At 57.6% G+C, this 15,717-nt stretch carries 15 protein-coding genes and 3 tRNA genes; 14 read left to right on the top strand and 4 right to left on the bottom strand.

Annotated elements, in window-relative coordinates; genetic code table 11:
- Positions 1–97: 97 nt before the first annotated feature.
- Positions 98–1,159 carry a small ribosomal subunit biogenesis GTPase RsgA gene (gene rsgA / locus CWM57_RS14200; RefSeq protein ID WP_061156037.1) on the bottom strand — a complete coding sequence of 354 codons (1,062 nt, stop codon included), beginning with the start codon at positions 1,157–1,159 and terminating at the stop codon, positions 98–100.
- A 94-nt stretch (positions 1,160–1,253) separates the two neighbouring features.
- Between rsgA and orn the strand changes: the two genes are divergently transcribed.
- Complete coding sequence (gene orn, locus CWM57_RS14190; protein ID WP_100676132.1) at positions 1,254–1,799, top strand: oligoribonuclease; 546 nt, start codon at positions 1,254–1,256, stop codon at positions 1,797–1,799.
- Between the two features lie 53 nt (positions 1,800–1,852).
- On the opposite strand, the gene CWM57_RS14185 is transcribed toward orn, so the two are convergent.
- Positions 1,853–2,584 (bottom strand): transporter substrate-binding domain-containing protein, encoded by a 732-nt coding sequence (locus tag CWM57_RS14185; RefSeq protein WP_100676133.1) that lies wholly within the window; start codon positions 2,582–2,584, stop codon positions 1,853–1,855.
- Between the two features lie 294 nt (positions 2,585–2,878).
- Between CWM57_RS14185 and CWM57_RS14175 the strand changes: the two genes are divergently transcribed.
- The 3 genes from CWM57_RS14175 (at position 2,879) to CWM57_RS14165 (ending at position 3,246) form a co-directional block, all read left to right on the top strand.
- Positions 2,879–2,954, top strand: a tRNA-Gly gene (locus CWM57_RS14175).
- Positions 2,955–3,022: 68 nt separating this feature from the next.
- Positions 3,023–3,098 (top strand) — tRNA-Gly (locus CWM57_RS14170).
- 72 nt (positions 3,099–3,170) lie between these two features.
- A tRNA-Gly gene (locus CWM57_RS14165) sits at positions 3,171–3,246 on the top strand.
- A gap of 270 nt (positions 3,247–3,516) precedes the next feature.
- On the opposite strand, the gene queG is transcribed toward CWM57_RS14165, so the two are convergent.
- Positions 3,517–4,656, bottom strand: a complete 1,140-nt coding sequence (gene queG / locus CWM57_RS14160; protein WP_074387284.1) for a tRNA epoxyqueuosine(34) reductase QueG — start codon at positions 4,654–4,656, stop codon at positions 3,517–3,519.
- Positions 4,657–4,669: 13 nt separating this feature from the next.
- Here queG and nnr point away from each other — a divergent pair, with 13 nt between their 5' ends.
- The 9 genes from nnr (at position 4,670) to hflC (ending at position 14,906) form a co-directional block, all read left to right on the top strand.
- Positions 4,670–6,181, top strand: a complete 1,512-nt coding sequence (gene nnr / locus CWM57_RS14155) for a bifunctional ADP-dependent NAD(P)H-hydrate dehydratase/NAD(P)H-hydrate epimerase (RefSeq protein WP_165784206.1) — start codon at positions 4,670–4,672, stop codon at positions 6,179–6,181.
- Positions 6,174–6,635 carry a tRNA (adenosine(37)-N6)-threonylcarbamoyltransferase complex ATPase subunit type 1 TsaE gene (gene tsaE / locus CWM57_RS14150; RefSeq protein ID WP_008807197.1) on the top strand — a complete coding sequence of 154 codons (462 nt, stop codon included), beginning with the start codon at positions 6,174–6,176 and terminating at the stop codon, positions 6,633–6,635. Before nnr ends, tsaE begins: the two co-directional genes overlap by 8 nt.
- Positions 6,636–6,651: 16 nt before the next feature.
- The gene (gene amiB / locus CWM57_RS14145; protein ID WP_100631232.1) at positions 6,652–8,001 is read left to right on the top strand and encodes an N-acetylmuramoyl-L-alanine amidase AmiB; all 1,350 of its coding nucleotides are present in this window, start codon (positions 6,652–6,654) and stop codon (positions 7,999–8,001) included.
- Positions 8,002–8,011: 10 nt separating this feature from the next.
- On the top strand, positions 8,012–9,871 hold the full coding sequence (gene mutL, locus CWM57_RS14140; protein WP_100676135.1) for a DNA mismatch repair endonuclease MutL: 1,860 nt from the start codon (positions 8,012–8,014) through the stop codon (positions 9,869–9,871).
- Positions 9,864–10,814 (top strand): tRNA (adenosine(37)-N6)-dimethylallyltransferase MiaA, encoded by a 951-nt coding sequence (miaA, locus tag CWM57_RS14135; RefSeq protein ID WP_061156030.1) that lies wholly within the window; start codon positions 9,864–9,866, stop codon positions 10,812–10,814. The genes mutL and miaA overlap by 8 nt, the downstream gene beginning before the upstream one ends.
- 92 nt (positions 10,815–10,906) lie before the next feature.
- Positions 10,907–11,215 carry an RNA chaperone Hfq gene (gene hfq, locus CWM57_RS14130; protein WP_002885659.1) on the top strand — a complete coding sequence of 103 codons (309 nt, stop codon included), beginning with the start codon at positions 10,907–10,909 and terminating at the stop codon, positions 11,213–11,215.
- 75 nt (positions 11,216–11,290) lie between these two features.
- Complete coding sequence (gene hflX, locus CWM57_RS14125; protein ID WP_004146725.1) at positions 11,291–12,571, top strand: ribosome rescue GTPase HflX; 1,281 nt, start codon at positions 11,291–11,293, stop codon at positions 12,569–12,571.
- 65 nt (positions 12,572–12,636) lie between these two features.
- Positions 12,637–13,899, top strand: a complete 1,263-nt coding sequence (gene hflK / locus CWM57_RS14120) for an FtsH protease activity modulator HflK (RefSeq protein WP_061156029.1) — start codon at positions 12,637–12,639, stop codon at positions 13,897–13,899.
- A gap of 2 nt (positions 13,900–13,901) precedes the next feature.
- The gene (hflC, locus tag CWM57_RS14115; RefSeq protein WP_061156028.1) at positions 13,902–14,906 is read left to right on the top strand and encodes a protease modulator HflC; all 1,005 of its coding nucleotides are present in this window, start codon (positions 13,902–13,904) and stop codon (positions 14,904–14,906) included.
- Between the two features lie 82 nt (positions 14,907–14,988).
- Here hflC and CWM57_RS14110 read toward each other — a convergent pair whose 3' ends face one another.
- Positions 14,989–15,279: a hypothetical protein gene (locus CWM57_RS14110; protein WP_008807192.1), complete on the bottom strand. Its 291-nt coding sequence runs from the start codon at positions 15,277–15,279 to the stop codon at positions 14,989–14,991.
- 223 nt (positions 15,280–15,502) lie between these two features.
- Between CWM57_RS14110 and CWM57_RS14100 the strand changes: the two genes are divergently transcribed.
- The gene (locus CWM57_RS14100) at positions 15,503–15,700 is read left to right on the top strand and encodes a DUF2065 domain-containing protein (protein ID WP_002885664.1); all 198 of its coding nucleotides are present in this window, start codon (positions 15,503–15,505) and stop codon (positions 15,698–15,700) included.
- Positions 15,701–15,717 lie beyond the last annotated feature (17 nt).

The raw sequence follows: 15,717 nt of genomic DNA, 5'->3' as shown, positions 1-15,717 counted from the left end.
GGGACGATTCTATACGTAAACCTCGCCAAATGGCATCCGCGTTAGTCGCAGTTTGACCGCGTCCTGGCAGAGCCTGACGTGACGCTCAGCTTAATGATCAGTCATCGGACGAGGAAAAGTTTTTACGCGTTTTTACCTGTACCTGCTCCATGCTTTCGAGGATGCGGTGGTAGTTCTCAAAACGGCTTTCGGCGATCTTGCCGTTCTCTACCGCTTCGCGAAGCGCACAGCCAGGATCGTTATCGTGTTTACAGTCGCGGTATTTGCAATGGCCTAAATAATCATGGAATTCGACAAAGCCATTGGTGATTTGTTCCGCTTCCAGATGCCAGAGGCCGAATTCACGAACGCCCGGTGAATCAATTACATCGCCGCCGTGCGGGAAGTGGTAGAGGCGCGCCGCGGTGGTGGTGTGCTGGCCTAAGCCGGAAACGTCCGAGACATCATTGGTGAGGATTTGATCCTCATTCAGCCCCAGCAGGGCGTTCAGCAGGCTCGATTTACCGACCCCGGACTGCCCGGCGAAAATGCTGATGCGGTCGGTCAGGGCCGCTTCCAGCGGCTTGAGGCCGTCCTGAGTCCGACTGGAGACCATGAGCACGCGGTAACCGATATTGCGGTAGATGTCCATTTGCTCATTGACGAAGCGCAGGCCATCGTCATCCAGCAGATCGATTTTATTCAGAACGATTAACGGCTCGATATCCTGCGCCTCGCAGGCCACCAGATAACGATCGATAATATTCAATGACAGCTCAGGCAGGATCGCGGAAACCACCACGATCTGATCGATATTGGCGGCGATAGGCTTCACGCCGTCGTAAAAATCCGGACGCGTCAGGACGGAGGCGCGCTCGTGCACCGCTTCGACGATCCCTTTGACGTTTACGCCGTCGGCGGCATCTTTACCCGGCCGCCAGACCACGCGGTCGCCAGTGACCAGCGAACGGATTGTCCGGCGAATGTTGCAGCGATGGACGCTGCCGTCAGCGGATTCGACGTCGGCATGCATGCCAAAGCGACTGATGACAATGCCTTCCGACGTTTCGCCAAACAGGTTGTCATCGTAGTCGGCCTTCTCCGCAGTGGTTTTCAGGCGGCGCTGGTGGTTGGCGTTGACGCGGCGCTGCTGGCCTTTGGAGAGTTTATTTTTACTCAATCGAACTGGCTCCTGGTCGCCCTGATGGGGCAAAACCTCTATGATACACGCTATTTTAGATGAATATAGTCACGCAAGAAGGGTGGAAAATAGCATGAGTGCAAATGAAAACAACCTCATTTGGATCGATCTGGAGATGACAGGGCTGGATCCGGAGCGCGATCGCATTATCGAAATCGCCACCCTGGTGACCGATGCCAACCTGAACATTTTGGCTGAAGGGCCGACCATCGCCGTGCATCAGTCGGATGCTCAGCTGGCATTAATGGACGAGTGGAATGTGCGGACCCATACCGACAGCGGACTGGTGGATCGCGTGAAGGCCAGCACCGTCGGCGAGCACGATGCCGAACTGGCGACCATTGAGTTTCTTAAGCAGTGGGTGCCGGCGGGCAAGTCGCCGATCTGCGGCAACAGCATCGGCCAGGATCGTCGCTTCCTGTTTAAGTACATGCCGCAACTGGAAGCCTATTTCCACTACCGCTATCTGGACGTCAGCACGCTGAAAGAGCTGGCTCGCCGCTGGAAGCCGGAAATTCTTGACGGCTTTAAAAAGCAGGGCACCCATCAGGCGATGGACGATATCCGCGAGTCGGTCGCCGAGCTGGCCTACTATCGCGAGCATTTCATTAAGCTGTAAACCACGACTGGCTGTGAAAACCGGGTCTGGTGCGGCCCGGTACATCTTTCTGATTATTTAAACCACTTTTGCTGCATCTGCTGGAAGTCAGGCGTCGCCATGACCGCGATCAGGGCATCGTTGATGGCATTCAGCAACTCCGGATCGTCTTTGCGCACCGCAATCGCATACTGCTTACCGTAATAAGCCGGGTCGGTGGCCCGCTCATCCATGATGGCGTAGTCAGGGTTCTCTTGTTGCCAGGCGTCAAGGGTGGCGAAGTCGCTCATAACGCCGGTTATTTCGCCGGCTTTCAGCGCGGCTAAAGCGCTGGCGACGTCGTCGTAAGGGATCGCCTGCACGGCCTTCTGCTTATCGCGCAGATAGTGCTGATGCAGCGTGCCTTTCACCACGCCGATTTTTTTGGCTTTCAGATCGGCAAAGGTATGGGCGACATCTTTATTGACGATCACCACCCCGGAGAGCGCCTGGCGATAGGGGCGGCTAAAGGCGACCTGCTTCTCGCGCATTGGGATCACTTCCATACCGGCAATCACCGCATCAAACTTCTTAAAGCGCAATGCCGGGATCAGGGTATCGAAACGCTGCGCCGTAAACTGGCACTGCGCCTGCATCTGCTGGCACAGGGCGTGAGCGAGATCGATATCAAAGCCGATGGGCTGATTTTTGCCGTTGGTGGTGACAAATGGTGGATTGGCTGTGGTGGTGCCAAAATGGAGCGTCTCGGCTGACGCGGTTCCAATGGCCAGCGTGCTCAGCAGCAGGATGGTGAGGACTTTTCTCATGCTAATTCCCTGTTTGGCGTCGTGGTGGCCACGTTATACGTCGCGCCACCGCAATATGATGCGAGCGATTTTGCGTCATTCAGCCGGACGGAAAAAGCAATTTTGCCCGTTATGACGCTTATTTATACAATTCAGCGGCGTAGGTGGCGAGAAAATGTCCACTTAAACAAAAAACGCAAAAAAGTGATCGTCAGGGGGTTGCAGGGGCATCGAATTCTCGTATAATGCGCCTCCCGTAACGACGCAGAAATGCAAATTACGACGCCATCAAAATATGGCAAAAAAAGCAGTAACGCGGGAATAGCTCAGTTGGTAGAGCACGACCTTGCCAAGGTCGGGGTCGCGAGTTCGAGTCTCGTTTCCCGCTCCAAAATTTGAAAGCACCATCCTGATCACAGGGTTTCAACTCGCAGATGCGAGGCGAAAGCCGAAGATTAAGCGGGAATAGCTCAGTTGGTAGAGCACGACCTTGCCAAGGTCGGGGTCGCGAGTTCGAGTCTCGTTTCCCGCTCCAAAATTTGAAAGACATACCACACCAGTCGCAGTATTCAGGTTGCTACACGGTAGCTTGAATGACGATGATTAAGCGGGAATAGCTCAGTTGGTAGAGCACGACCTTGCCAAGGTCGGGGTCGCGAGTTCGAGTCTCGTTTCCCGCTCCAAATTTTCTTCCATCTCTTATTTATCCACAGTGCAATCCAGCGCCGGGGATGATTTTCGTTTGATCTTCAGAAATACTGTGAACAGAGTTATCCACAGGTTATGGTTTCATCCATGACGGCGGGAATGCTTCGCTTTGTAAATAGTATCTTTGTATCTCTTTGAAATTTAACATTTAAATTTCATTTCAAAATGTTAATTCGATCACTTGACCTTGGTCGGCGCCTTGAAACGCAATGTGTTTTAGATTTTATTCACAGCCTGTGAATGAATCAGGCGTCGCGCGGCAAGCCTTTCTCTACCACCCTGACCAGACGTAATTTTTTCGGCAGCTGTACTTCGACGGCGTCGGCGTTCCGCTTGTTTATTTGCTTAGTGATAGCCCATTCGATGTGCTCGTCGAGAAGCGGGTGCTCACCCCGGCGACTCTCCAGCGCGCGAAGATGAGCTTCATCCCAGGGCGCGTTGCCCAGCGCGACGGCGATATTGCGCAGCCAGCGCAGATGGCCAATGCGACGAATCGCCGACCCTTCGGTTACCTTCAGAAACCACGCTTCGCTCCAGGCGAACAGCTCCACCAGCGGTGGCGCATGCAGCGCTTTGCGTGGGCTGAAATCCTCTTCATCGGTGAGCTGTGAGAAACGGTTCCACGGACAGATCAGCTGACAATCATCACAACCGTAAATACGATTGCCGATAAGCGGACGGAACTCCTCCGGGATAGCGCCTTCCAGTTCGATGGTGAGATAGGAGATGCAGCGCCGGGCGTCGACGGTGTAGGGCTCAACGATGGCGCCGGTGGGGCAGATGGTCATGCAGGCGACGCAGCGTCCGCACTCCTCCGCAACCGGGCTGTCGACCGGCAGGGGGAGGTCGATCAGCAGTTCGCCGAGGAAGAAGAATGACCCCGCGTCGCGGCTTAAGATAAGTGAGTGCTTACCTGTCCAGCCAAGGCCCGCTTTTTCTGCGATTGGCCGTTCCAGGATAGGCGCGGAATCGACAAAAGGTCTAAAATTGAGCGAAGCACACTGTTCCTGAATCTTCTCCCCCAGTTTTTTCAGGCGATTACGTAGCAGCTTATGATAATCACGCCCGAGGGCATAACGGCTGACGTAACCCAGCGCGGGATCTTTCAGGGTGCGGGCAAAGGCGGCGTTGGCGGGCAGATAGTTCATCCGCACGCTGATGACGCGTAACGTACCGGGCAGCAGTTCGTGGGGGCGGGCGCGCATCATTCCGTGACGGGCCATCCACTCCATTTCGCCATGGTATTGTTTATCCAGCCATGCCTGCAGTTTGGGTTCACTGGCGCTGAGGTCGGTATCGGCGATACCCACCTGCTGGAACCCGAGCTCTGTGCCCCATTGTTTGATTTGTTGCGCTAACTGAACGAGATCGAGGGGCTGTGACATGATGGACCATACAATGACGAAAAACCCTGACAGTATACCATACAACATTTGGCCTGCGGAGGCGCTGCGCCTGGCCGAACGAGAGGCGGCGGACAGCCTGGGGCTGACGCTGTTCGAACTGATGCAGCGCGCGGGCGAGGCGGCCTTTCAGCTGGCCAGCCGCGCTTATCCCGCCAGCGCGCACTGGCTGATCCTCTGCGGACATGGCAACAACGGCGGCGACGGATATGTCGTCGCGCGTCTGGCACAGGCCGCGGGGCGGCGGGTGACGTTGCTGGCGGTAGAGAGTGACAGCCCGCTGCCGGAAGAGGCGCAGGCGGCGCGGGAGGCGTGGCTTAACGCCGGCGGTGTGATCCATGCGGCGACTATCCCATGGCCCGACGATATCTCACTGATTATTGATGGCCTGCTCGGCACCGGTCTGCGCAGTGCGCCGCGCGATCCCGTCGCGGCGCTCATCCACCAGGCGAACCACCACCCGGCGCCGGTGGTGGCGCTGGATATCCCTTCCGGCCTGAATGCGCAGACCGGCGCGACGCCAGGTGCAGTGGTTCAGGCTGACCACACCCTGACCTTTATCGCCCTCAAACCCGGGCTGCTGACCGGCAAGGCGCGGGATGTCGTCGGGCATCTCCATCATCATGCCCTTGGGCTCGAGCGCTGGCTCGCCAGGCAAAGTACTCCCCTGACGCGGTTTTGCGCCGCCCACCTCGCCGACTGGCTGCCGCCGCGGCGGGCCACCTCCCATAAGGGTGATCACGGCAAGCTGGTGATTGTCGGCGGCGATCGCGGCACGGCAGGCGCTATCCGTATGTGCGGTGAAGCGGCCCTACGCAGCGGTGCCGGGCTGGTGCGAGTGCTTACTCACTCTGAGAACATCGCGCCCATTGTCACCGTGCGGCCGGAATTAATGGTGGATGAACTGACGCCGCAGACTCTGAAAGCCGCGCTGGAGTGGGCTGATGTGGTGGCGATTGGCCCGGGCCTGGGGCAGCGCGAATGGGGGCGCAGCGCACTGCGCACGGTGGAAAGTTTTAACAAACCGATGGTCTGGGACGCCGACGCGCTGAACCTGCTGGCATTCAATCCCGATAAACGTCACAATCGCGTGCTAACGCCGCACCCCGGCGAAGCGGCCCGTCTGCTGAATGTCAGCGTGGCAGAAATTGAAAGCGATCGCTTACTTTCTGCGCAGCGTCTGGTAAAACGGTATGGTGGCGTGGTTGTGCTGAAAGGCGCGGGCACGGTGGTGGCCAGTGAAAGCGGGGCGATGGGCATTATCGATGCCGGCAATGCCGGGATGGCCAGCGGCGGGATGGGCGATGTGCTTACCGGCATTATTGCCGCATTGTTAGGACAGCACCTGACGCCGTATGATGCAGCCTGTGCCGGGTGCGTCGCTCATGGCGACGCCGCCGACCGGCTGGCCGCCCGCGAGGGCACCCGCGGCATGCTGGCGACCGATCTCTTTTCCACGCTCAGGCGTGTTGTTAACCCGGATGTGATTGACGTAGACCATGATTAACCGAGTGATTCCTTTACCCGATGAGCAGGCCACGCTGGCCCTTGGCGACCGCATCGCGCAGGTCTGTACCGGCGCCACCGTGATTTATCTGTATGGTGATTTAGGCGCGGGGAAAACGACCTTCAGCCGCGGCTTTTTGCAGGCGCTCGGTCACCGCGGCAATGTCAAAAGCCCAACCTATACCCTGGTGGAGCCGTATACCCTCGAGAATCTGATGGTATATCACTTCGATCTCTACCGACTGGCGGATCCTGAGGAGCTCGAATTTATGGGGATCCGTGATTATTTTGCCGACGATGCCATCTGCCTGGTGGAATGGCCGCAGCAAGGCGCAGGTGTCCTGCCTGACCCGGACGTTGAAATTCACCTTGATTACCAGGCACAAGGGCGTGAGGCGCGTATTACCGCGATCTCCTCACGGGGTGAATCTTTACTGGCGCGTTTAGCCATTTAGCCTGAAGGATGACGGGATGAAGTATCGCATAACCACCTGGCTTGCCGCTGCGCTAATGCTGTCGAGTCTTCACGCCACTGCGGCGAGTTTATCCGATATCCAGGTCTCCAACGGAGACCAGCAGGCCCGTATTACCCTGAGCTTTGTCGGTGAGCCGGAGTACTCCTTTTCCCCACAGGGCAAACGTCTGGTGGCACTGGATATCAAGCAGACCGGCGTATTGCAGGGACTACCGCTGCAGTTTAGCGGTAGCAACCTGGTGAAAAGTATTCGCGCCGGTACGCCGCAGGATACGCAGACGCTGCGTCTGCTGGTGGATCTGACGGAAGATGGCAAAACGCGGGCGGTGAAGCAGCAGAACGGGGCGAATTACACGGTGGTCTTTACCATCAACGCCGACGCACCACCGCCACCGCCGCCTGTGGTGGTGAAACGGGCCGACCCGCCGCCGGTGATGCCTTCCCGGACGGCGACGGCAGGGCGTAACCCATTCAGCTCGTCGGGCCATGAACGGCAGACGGCGATGACCTCCTCTCAGCCGGCGATGACCAACAATCAGACCGTGACTCGCCCGGCGGCCCGTACGGTGTCGGCGGATGATAAGGTGATTATCGCCATCGATGCCGGACACGGCGGCCAGGATCCAGGCGCGATTGGCCCGAACGGCACCAAAGAGAAGAACGTGACTATCGCCATCGCGCGCAAGCTGCGGGCGTTACTGAACGCCGATCCGCAGTTTAAGCCGGTGCTGACCCGCGACGGAGATTACTTTATTTCGGTGATGGGGCGCTCTGACGTGGCGCGTAAGCAAAACGCCAACTTCCTCGTCTCTATCCATGCTGATGCCGCGCCAAACCGCGATGCGACCGGCGCCTCGGTGTGGGTGCTCTCGAACCGTCGCGCCAACAGCGAAATGGCCGGTTGGCTCGAGCAGCATGAGAAGCAGTCTGAACTGCTCGGCGGGGCAGGCGACGTGCTGGCGAACAGCCAGGCCGACCCCTATCTGAGCCAGGCGGTGCTGGATCTGCAGTTCGGTCATTCCCAGCGCGTCGGCTACGATGTGGCGACCAACGTGCTGAGCCAGCTGCAGCGCATTGGCAACCTGCACAAACGCCGCCCGGAGCATGCCAGCCTCGGTGTATTGCGCTCGCCGGATATCCCGTCGATCCTCGTGGAAACGGGCTTTATCAGTAACAACGGTGAAGAGCGGCTGCTGGGGAGTGAGGATTACCAGGAGCAGATCGCACAGGCGATTTACAACGGCCTGCGTAACTACTTTATGCAGCATCCGCTGCAGTCGGCGCCTCGAGGGGAGGCGGCGCAGACCGCCAGCGCCGCAGCGCCAGGCGGGATGTTGATTAACTAAGGAGCAGGGGATGCCGATTCAGGTTCTGCCGCCGCAGCTCGCCAACCAGATTGCCGCCGGCGAAGTGGTGGAGCGGCCCGCGTCGGTGGTGAAAGAGCTGGTTGAGAACAGCCTTGATGCTGGCGCTACGCGGATTGACATTGATATCGAACGCGGCGGCGCGAAGCTCATTCGTATCCGCGATAACGGCAGCGGCATCAAAAAAGACGAGCTGGCGCTGGCCCTGGCTCGTCATGCGACCAGCAAGATCGCCTCGCTTGACGATCTGGAGGCGATTATCAGCCTCGGCTTTCGCGGCGAAGCGCTGGCCAGTATCAGTTCGGTGGCGCGCTTAACGCTGACTTCGCGGACGGCGGAGCAGCAGGAAGCCTGGCAGGCTTATGCCGAAGGCCGCGATCAGGCGGTAACGGTGAAGCCGGCGGCGCACCCGGTCGGCACCACCCTGGAAGTCCTCGATCTGTTCTACAACACGCCGGCGCGGCGCAAATTTATGCGCACCGAAAAAACCGAGTTCGGCCATATTGACGAAGTGGTGCGCCGCATTGCGCTGGCGCGCTTCGACGTCACCATTAACCTCAGCCATAACGGCAAGGTGATGCGCCAGTATCGGGCAGTGGCGCAGGATGGCCAGCGGGAGCGGCGGCTGGGAACCATTTGCGGCACCGCTTTTCTCGAACATGCGCTGGCGATCGAGTGGCAGCATGGCGATCTGACCCTGCGCGGCTGGGTTGCCGATCCGCTCCATACCACCCCGGCGCTGGCGGAAATTCAGTACTGTTACGTCAACGGGCGGATGATGCGCGACCGGCTGATCAACCATGCTATCCGCCAGGCCTGCGAAGACAAGCTGGGGGCCGATCAGCAGCCGGCGTTTGTGCTGTATCTGGAGATCGATCCCCATCAGGTGGATGTGAACGTCCATCCGGCCAAGCATGAGGTGCGTTTCCATCAGTCTCGCCTGGTGCATGACTTTATCTACCAGGGCGTACTGTGCGTGCTGCAGCAACAGCTTGATGCGCCGCTGGCGGAAAAAGACGACCCGCCGACGCCGCGCCAGATGCCGGAGAATCGCATCGCCGCAGGCGGCAACCAGTTTGCTCGCCCGTCGGAAGCGCGTGAACCGGCAACCCGATTCAGCATGACATCGTCGCGTGAGCCGGCTGCCTCCGGCGGCAGTTCGGGCGGCGCGAGCTGGCCGCATGCGCAGCCGGGTTACCAGAAGCAGCAGGGGGCGCTTTATCGTCAGTTGCTCGACACGCCCGCCGCGCCGCGACCCGCGCAGCCGTCCGTCGCCCCGGCGGAACTGGCTGGTCACAGTCAGAGTTTTGGCAGAGTGCTGACGATTGTCGGCGGCGACTGCGCGCTGCTGGAGCGCGAGGGCAGTCTGGCGCTGCTGTCGTTGACCGTTGCCGAGCGCTGGCTGCGCCAGGCGCAGTTGACGCCGGGGGTGGAAGCGGTATGTGCCCAGCCGCTGCTGATCCCGTTGCGGTTAAAAGTCACGGAAGGGGAGAAGCGGGCGCTGGCCGCTGCGCAGTCGGCGCTGACGCAGCTGGGGATCGAGCTCCATACCGATGCCCTGCACGTGACGGTGCGCGCGGTCCCTTTACCCTTAAGACAACAAAATTTACAAATCTTGATTCCTGAACTGATAGGCTACCTGGCGCAGCAAAACGCATTCGACGTCGGCAACATCGCCCAATGGATGGCGCGTAATCTGACGAGCGAACAGGCGTCATGGAATATGGCGCAGGCGATTGCGCTGCTGGCGGACGTCGAACGTCTTTGCCCGCAGCTGGTGAAAACGCCGCCGGGCGGCCTGTTACAACCTGTAGATCTCCATTCGGCGATGAATGCCCTGAAAGATGAATGATGTAACCGAGGCGAGCCTGCCCAAGGCAATTTTTTTAATGGGCCCGACGGCCTCAGGTAAAACCGCGCTGGCGATAGCCTTACGTAAAGTTTTGCCAGTAGAGTTGATTAGTGTTGATTCCGCCCTCATTTATCGGGGAATGGATATTGGCACTGCCAAACCGGATGCCGCGGAGCTTAGCGCTGCGCCGCACCGGCTGCTGGATATTTTGGATCCCGCAGAAGCCTATTCCGCGGCTGATTTTCGCCGCGACGCGCTGGCGGCGATGGCCGATATTGTCGCCGCCGGGCGTATTCCGCTGTTAGTCGGCGGAACGATGTTGTATTTCAAAGCGTTGCTGGAAGGATTGTCGCCCTTACCGTCGGCTGACCCAGAGGTCAGAGCGCGGATTGAGCAGCAGGCCGCAGAGCAGGGATGGAACGCGTTACATCAGCAATTACAGGCGATCGATCCCGTAGCTGCTGCGCGTATTCATCCAAATGATCCGCAAAGGCTTTCCCGGGCACTGGAAGTTTTTTTCATTTCGGGTAAAACTTTAACGGAACTGACGCAAACGTCAGGAGACGCTCTGCCATATCAGGTGCATCAGTTCGCCATCGCCCCGGCGAGCCGTGAACTGCTCCATCAACGCATAGAACAGCGTTTTCATCAGATGTTAGCTTCAGGTTTTGAAGCAGAAGTACGGGCGCTTTTTGCCCGCGGAGATTTGCATACGGATATGCCTTCCATCCGTTGTGTTGGATACCGCCAGATGTGGTCATACCTCAATGGCGAGATCCCGTATGATGAGATGGTTTATCGAGGTGTTTGCGCCACGAGACAGTTAGCCAAACGTCAGGTCACCTGGCTGCGCGGTTGGGAAGGTGTGCACTGGTTAGACAGTGAACAACCTGAACAAGCGCTCAACAAAGTATTACAGGTTGTTGGTGCGAGCCAGAACTGAACGTGTACAATTAAACGGTATCGTGCGTAATTTTTTTTAAGAATCGTAAGGTTCTGAGTACAAAACAAGCATACATATAAGGAAAAGAGAGAATGGCTAAGGGGCAATCTTTACAAGATCCGTTCCTGAACGCTTTGCGTCGGGAACGTGTTCCGGTTTCTATTTATTTGGTGAATGGTATCAAGCTGCAAGGGCAAATTGAGTCTTTCGATCAGTTCGTGATCCTGTTGAAGAACACGGTCAGCCAGATGGTCTATAAGCACGCAATTTCTACTGTTGTCCCGTCTCGCCCGGTGTCTCACCACAGCAATAATGCTGGCGGCGGTTCCAGTAACTATCACCACGGTGGTAGCGCGCAGGGCTCTTCTGCGCCGCAACAAGACAGCGACGACGCCGAATAAGGCCAGTGCTGTTTTTCCACGCCGGGGAGCCAGGTTTTCTGCGTTCCCCGCTGGTATTTTATAAGGGGTTTACGCTTGTTTGACCGTTATGACGCCGGTGAGCAGGCGGTACTGGTACACATCTATTTTTCGCAAGACAAAGATATGGAAGATCTCCAGGAGTTTGAAACTCTGGCCTCTTCCGCCGGTGTCGAAGCAATGCAGGTGATTACCGGTAGCCGTAAAGCACCGCACCCGAAGTATTTTGTTGGTGAAGGTAAGGCAGTCGAAATTGCGGAAGCCGTTAAAGCGACCGGCGCGTCGGTCGTGCTCTTCGATCATGCCCTGAGTCCGGCACAAGAACGCAACCTGGAACGCCTGTGCGAATGCCGGGTTATCGATCGTACCGGTCTTATTTTAGATATTTTCGCCCAGCGCGCGCGCACCCATGAAGGGAAACTGCAGGTTGAGCTGGCGCAGTTGCGCCATATGGCGACCCGCCTCGTCCGCGGCTGGACCCACCTTGAAAGACAGAAGGGCGGGATTGGTTTGCGTGGCCCGGGTGAAACCCAGCTCGAAACCGACCGTCGTTTATTGCGTAACCGCATCATGCAGATCCTGTCGCGACTGGAAAAAGTTGAGAAACAGCGTGAGCAGGGGCGGCGGTCGCGCGCGAAAGCCGATATTCCAACCGTGTCGCTGGTGGGCTACACCAACGCCGGAAAATCAACGCTCTTTAACCAGATCACCGCCGCCGAGGTCTATGCCGCGAACCAGCTGTTCGCCACCCTGGACCCGACGCTGCGCCGCATTGACGTCCCTGACGTCGGCGAAACGGTGCTGGCCGATACCGTCGGCTTTATTCGCCATCTGCCGCACGATCTGGTAGCCGCGTTTAAAGCGACGTTGCAGGAGACGCGTCAGGCGACGCTGCTGCTGCATGTGATTGACGCGGCGGATGTCCGCGTGCAGGAAAACATTGATGCGGTAAATACGGTTCTCGCTGAGATTGAGGCCGATGAGATCCCAGCGCTGCTGGTGATGAACAAAATCGACATGCTTGACGATTTTGAACCGCGCATCGATCGCGACGATGAAAATAAACCGATTCGGGTCTGGCTTTCAGCGCAGACCGGGGTTGGCGTACCACTGCTTTTTCAGGCATTAACGGAACGTCTTTCCGGTGAAGTGGCCCAGCATACGCTGCGCTTACCGCCGAAAGAAGGGCGACTGAGAAGCCGTTTCTATCAGCTTCAGGCGATAGAAAAAGAGTGGATGGAGGATGACGGCAGCGTGAGTCTGCAGGTGCGCATGCCGATCGTTGACTGGCGGCGCCTCTGTAAGCAAGAGCCAACGCTTGTTGACTATGTGGTTTAACCTTGCAGCTTGCCTGAAGATATTGACCCCTGTGGGGATATCAAAAACAAATATGGAGCATATACATGGCGTGGAATCAGCCCGGTAATAACGGACAGGACCGCGACCCGTGGGGGAGCAGCAAACCTGGCGGCAACTCTGAGGGAAATGGCAACAAAGGTGGTCGCGAGCAGGGGCCGCCGGATCTGGATGATATCTTCCGCAAGTTAAGTAAAAAACTTGGCGGGCTCGGCGGCGGGAAGGGCGGACTGGGCGGTGGTAATAGCGCGCAGACGCCTCGCGGACCGATGGGCGGGCGTATTGTCGGCATCGTTGCCGCGGCGGCAGTGATTATCTGGGCGGCCAGCGGTTTTTATACCATTAAAGAAGCCGAACGCGGCGTCGTGACCCGTTTTGGTAAGTTCAGCCATCTGGTTGAGCCAGGCCTGAACTGGAAACCGACCTTTATCGATAACGTTCAGGCGGTGAACGTGGAGTCGGTACGTGAACTGGCCGCTTCCGGCGTCATGCTGACCTCTGACGAAAACGTCGTGCGCGTTGAGATGAACGTGCAGTACCGCGTCACCGATCCGGAACGCTATCTGTTTAGCGTCACCAGCGCGGATGACAGTCTGCGTCAGGCGACTGACAGTGCGCTGCGCGGCGTGATCGGCAAATACACCATGGATCGCATTCTGACCGAAGGTCGTACCGTGATCCGTAGCGATACCCAGCGCGAGCTGGAAGAGACTATCCGCCCGTACAACATGGGGATCACCCTGCTGGACGTCAACTTCCAGACGGCACGTCCGCCGGAAGAGGTGAAGGCGGCGTTTGACGATGCCATTGCCGCGCGTGAGAACGAGCAGCAGTACATCCGTGAAGCGGAAGCTTATACCAACGAAGTACAGCCGCGGGCGAATGGCCAGGCGCAGCGTATCCTTGAAGAGGCGCGTGCCTACAAGACCCAGACCGTCCTGGAAGCCCAGGGTGAAGTGGCTCGCTTTGCTAAGCTCCTGCCGGAATACAAAGCCGCACCGGAAATTACCCGTGAGCGTCTGTATATCGAAACCATGGAAAAAGTGCTGAGCCACACCCGTAAAGTGCTGGTGAACGACAGCAAAAACGGCAATCTGATGGTTCTGCCGCTTGACCAGATGCTGAAAGGCGCCGCCGCGCCGGCAGCAAAGAGTGATAGCAGTGACGCCAGCGATCTGCTGCGTCTGCCACCTGCATCCAGCACCGGCAGCGCCAGCACCTCATCAACCTCGAGCTCAACCGGGGGTAGCATTATGGACCAACGCCGCGCTAACGCGCAGCGTAACGACTACCAGCGTCAGGGGGAATAACGATGCGTAAATCTGTTATCGCGATCATTGTCGTCGTGCTGGTAGTGCTCTACATGTCAGTCTTTGTGGTGAAGGAAGGCGAGCGCGGGATTACGCTGCGCTTCGGCAAAGTCCTTCGCGACGATGAGAACAAGCCGCTGGTGTATGCGCCAGGCCTGCACTTCAAGATCCCGTTTATCGAATCAGTGAAGATGCTGGATGCGCGTATCCAGACCATGGATAACCAGGCTGACCGTTTTGTGACCAAAGAGAAGAAAGACCTGATCGTCGACTCCTATATCAAATGGCGCATCAGCGACTTCAGCCGTTACTACCTGGCAACCGGCGGCGGCGACGTCTCCCAGGCCGAGGTCCTGCTGAAGCGTAAATTCTCTGACCGTCTGCGTTCTGAAATTGGTCGTCTGGATGTGAGAGACATCGTTACCGACTCCCGTGGTCGCCTGACGCTCGAAGTGCGCGATGCGCTGAACTCGGGTTCTGCTGGCACTGAAGATGAGGTCAGCACCCCGGCGGCTGATGACGCTATCGCCAAAGCCGCTGAGCGTGTGGAAGCAGAAACCAACGGCAAAGTGCAGGTGATCAACCCGAACAGTATGGCGGCGCTGGGTATCGAAGTTGTCGACGTGCGTATCAAACAGATCAACCTGCCGGCAGAAGTGTCGGAAGCGATTTATAACCGTATGCGCGCGGAGCGTGAAGCGGTTGCTCGTCGCCACCGTTCACAGGGTCAGGAAGAAGCTGAGAAACTGCGCGCGACCGCAGACTACGAAGTCACCAAGACGCTGGCGGAAGCCGAGCGCCAGGGTCGTATCCTGCGTGGTGAAGGCGATGCGGAATCGGCAAAACTGTTTGCCGACGCGTTCAGCCAGGATCCAGGCTTCTACTCCTTTATCCGTAGCCTGCGTGCCTATGAGAAGAGCTTCCAGAGCAACCAGGATGTGATGGTCCTGAGCCCGGACAGTGATTTCTTCCGCTATATGCGTTCACCGGATTCGGCGCGTAAATAAGCCGCAGAGGGTGTAAGCCTGAAGTGCTAACGCGAAAAGGCGCCTGTTTCAGGCGCCTTTTTTCATACTGCGGGGGCGTGAATTAGTTGCCGAGCAGTTTGTTCAGCAGGCCACCGATCACCGGCAGGCTCGCCAGCGCACTTTCGATGGTGCCACCGATAGTCGACCCAACGCTTTCGCCCAGGGTTTTGCCCAGGTCTGGCGCCAGGTCGGCCAGATTGAGGGTGCCAATCAGCGGCAGGTTGATGCTCAGGGCATCGGTACCCATCGTCCATGCGGCGGCGCCGACCTTGCTGCCTAAAGAAGCCAGGCCATCCTGTAACCAGCCTGCGCCGCTCACATTTTCGATTTCAAACGCGGTTAATTCTCTCATGATAATCTTCCTGATTATGTAGACGTACCGGGTTGTAGTACGCGACGGCATAGTTACAATTTAAAAAATATGCAGCAATACAATTAGTTGTGAATTTTGTTTCACCTTGCCAGTTCATAATGAAGATGAAATACGGGACAATGTGAAATGAGTGAATGAATTCACCATGCTGGCCGATGACGCCCGCGAGGGCGACGATAATACTTTTCAATTAGGGTTGATAATGAACTCCACCATTTGGCTGGCGCTGGCGCTGGTTTTAGTACTCGAAGGGCTCGGCCCGCTGCTCTATCCTCGCGCCTGGCGCAAAATGGTCGCCAGCCTGAGCCAGTTACCGGATAATTTATTGCGCCGCTTTGGCGGCGGACTTGTGGTTGCAGGGATTGTGATCTACTACATGTTGAGGAAATCGATTGGCTGATCAAAAAGTGGTCGGAT

Origin of the sequence: Klebsiella sp. G-Nf4, assembly GCF_002810615.1 — a bacterium.
GTDB lineage: Bacteria > Pseudomonadota > Gammaproteobacteria > Enterobacterales > Enterobacteriaceae > Klebsiella > Klebsiella variicola.
This window is presented reverse-complemented; position numbering and strand designations above follow the sequence as displayed.

Coding starts and splice junctions, on each gene's coding strand:
- orn (WP_100676132.1), top strand. CDS start 1,254: ATGAGTGCAAATGAAAACAACCTCATTTGGATCGATCTGGAGATGACA.
- CWM57_RS14185 (WP_100676133.1), bottom strand. CDS start 2,584: ATGAGAAAAGTCCTCACCATCCTGCTGCTGAGCACGCTGGCCATTGGA.
- queG (WP_074387284.1), bottom strand. CDS start 4,656: ATGTCACAGCCCCTCGATCTCGTTCAGTTAGCGCAACAAATCAAACAA.
- nnr (WP_165784206.1), top strand. CDS start 4,670: ATGACGAAAAACCCTGACAGTATACCATACAACATTTGGCCTGCGGAG.
- tsaE (WP_008807197.1), top strand. CDS start 6,174: ATGATTAACCGAGTGATTCCTTTACCCGATGAGCAGGCCACGCTGGCC.
- amiB (WP_100631232.1), top strand. CDS start 6,652: ATGAAGTATCGCATAACCACCTGGCTTGCCGCTGCGCTAATGCTGTCG.
- mutL (WP_100676135.1), top strand. CDS start 8,012: ATGCCGATTCAGGTTCTGCCGCCGCAGCTCGCCAACCAGATTGCCGCC.
- miaA (WP_061156030.1), top strand. CDS start 9,864: ATGAATGATGTAACCGAGGCGAGCCTGCCCAAGGCAATTTTTTTAATG.
- hfq (WP_002885659.1), top strand. CDS start 10,907: ATGGCTAAGGGGCAATCTTTACAAGATCCGTTCCTGAACGCTTTGCGT.
- hflK (WP_061156029.1), top strand. CDS start 12,637: ATGGCGTGGAATCAGCCCGGTAATAACGGACAGGACCGCGACCCGTGG.
- hflC (WP_061156028.1), top strand. CDS start 13,902: ATGCGTAAATCTGTTATCGCGATCATTGTCGTCGTGCTGGTAGTGCTC.
- CWM57_RS14110 (WP_008807192.1), bottom strand. CDS start 15,279: ATGAGAGAATTAACCGCGTTTGAAATCGAAAATGTGAGCGGCGCAGGC.
- CWM57_RS14100 (WP_002885664.1), top strand. CDS start 15,503: ATGAACTCCACCATTTGGCTGGCGCTGGCGCTGGTTTTAGTACTCGAA.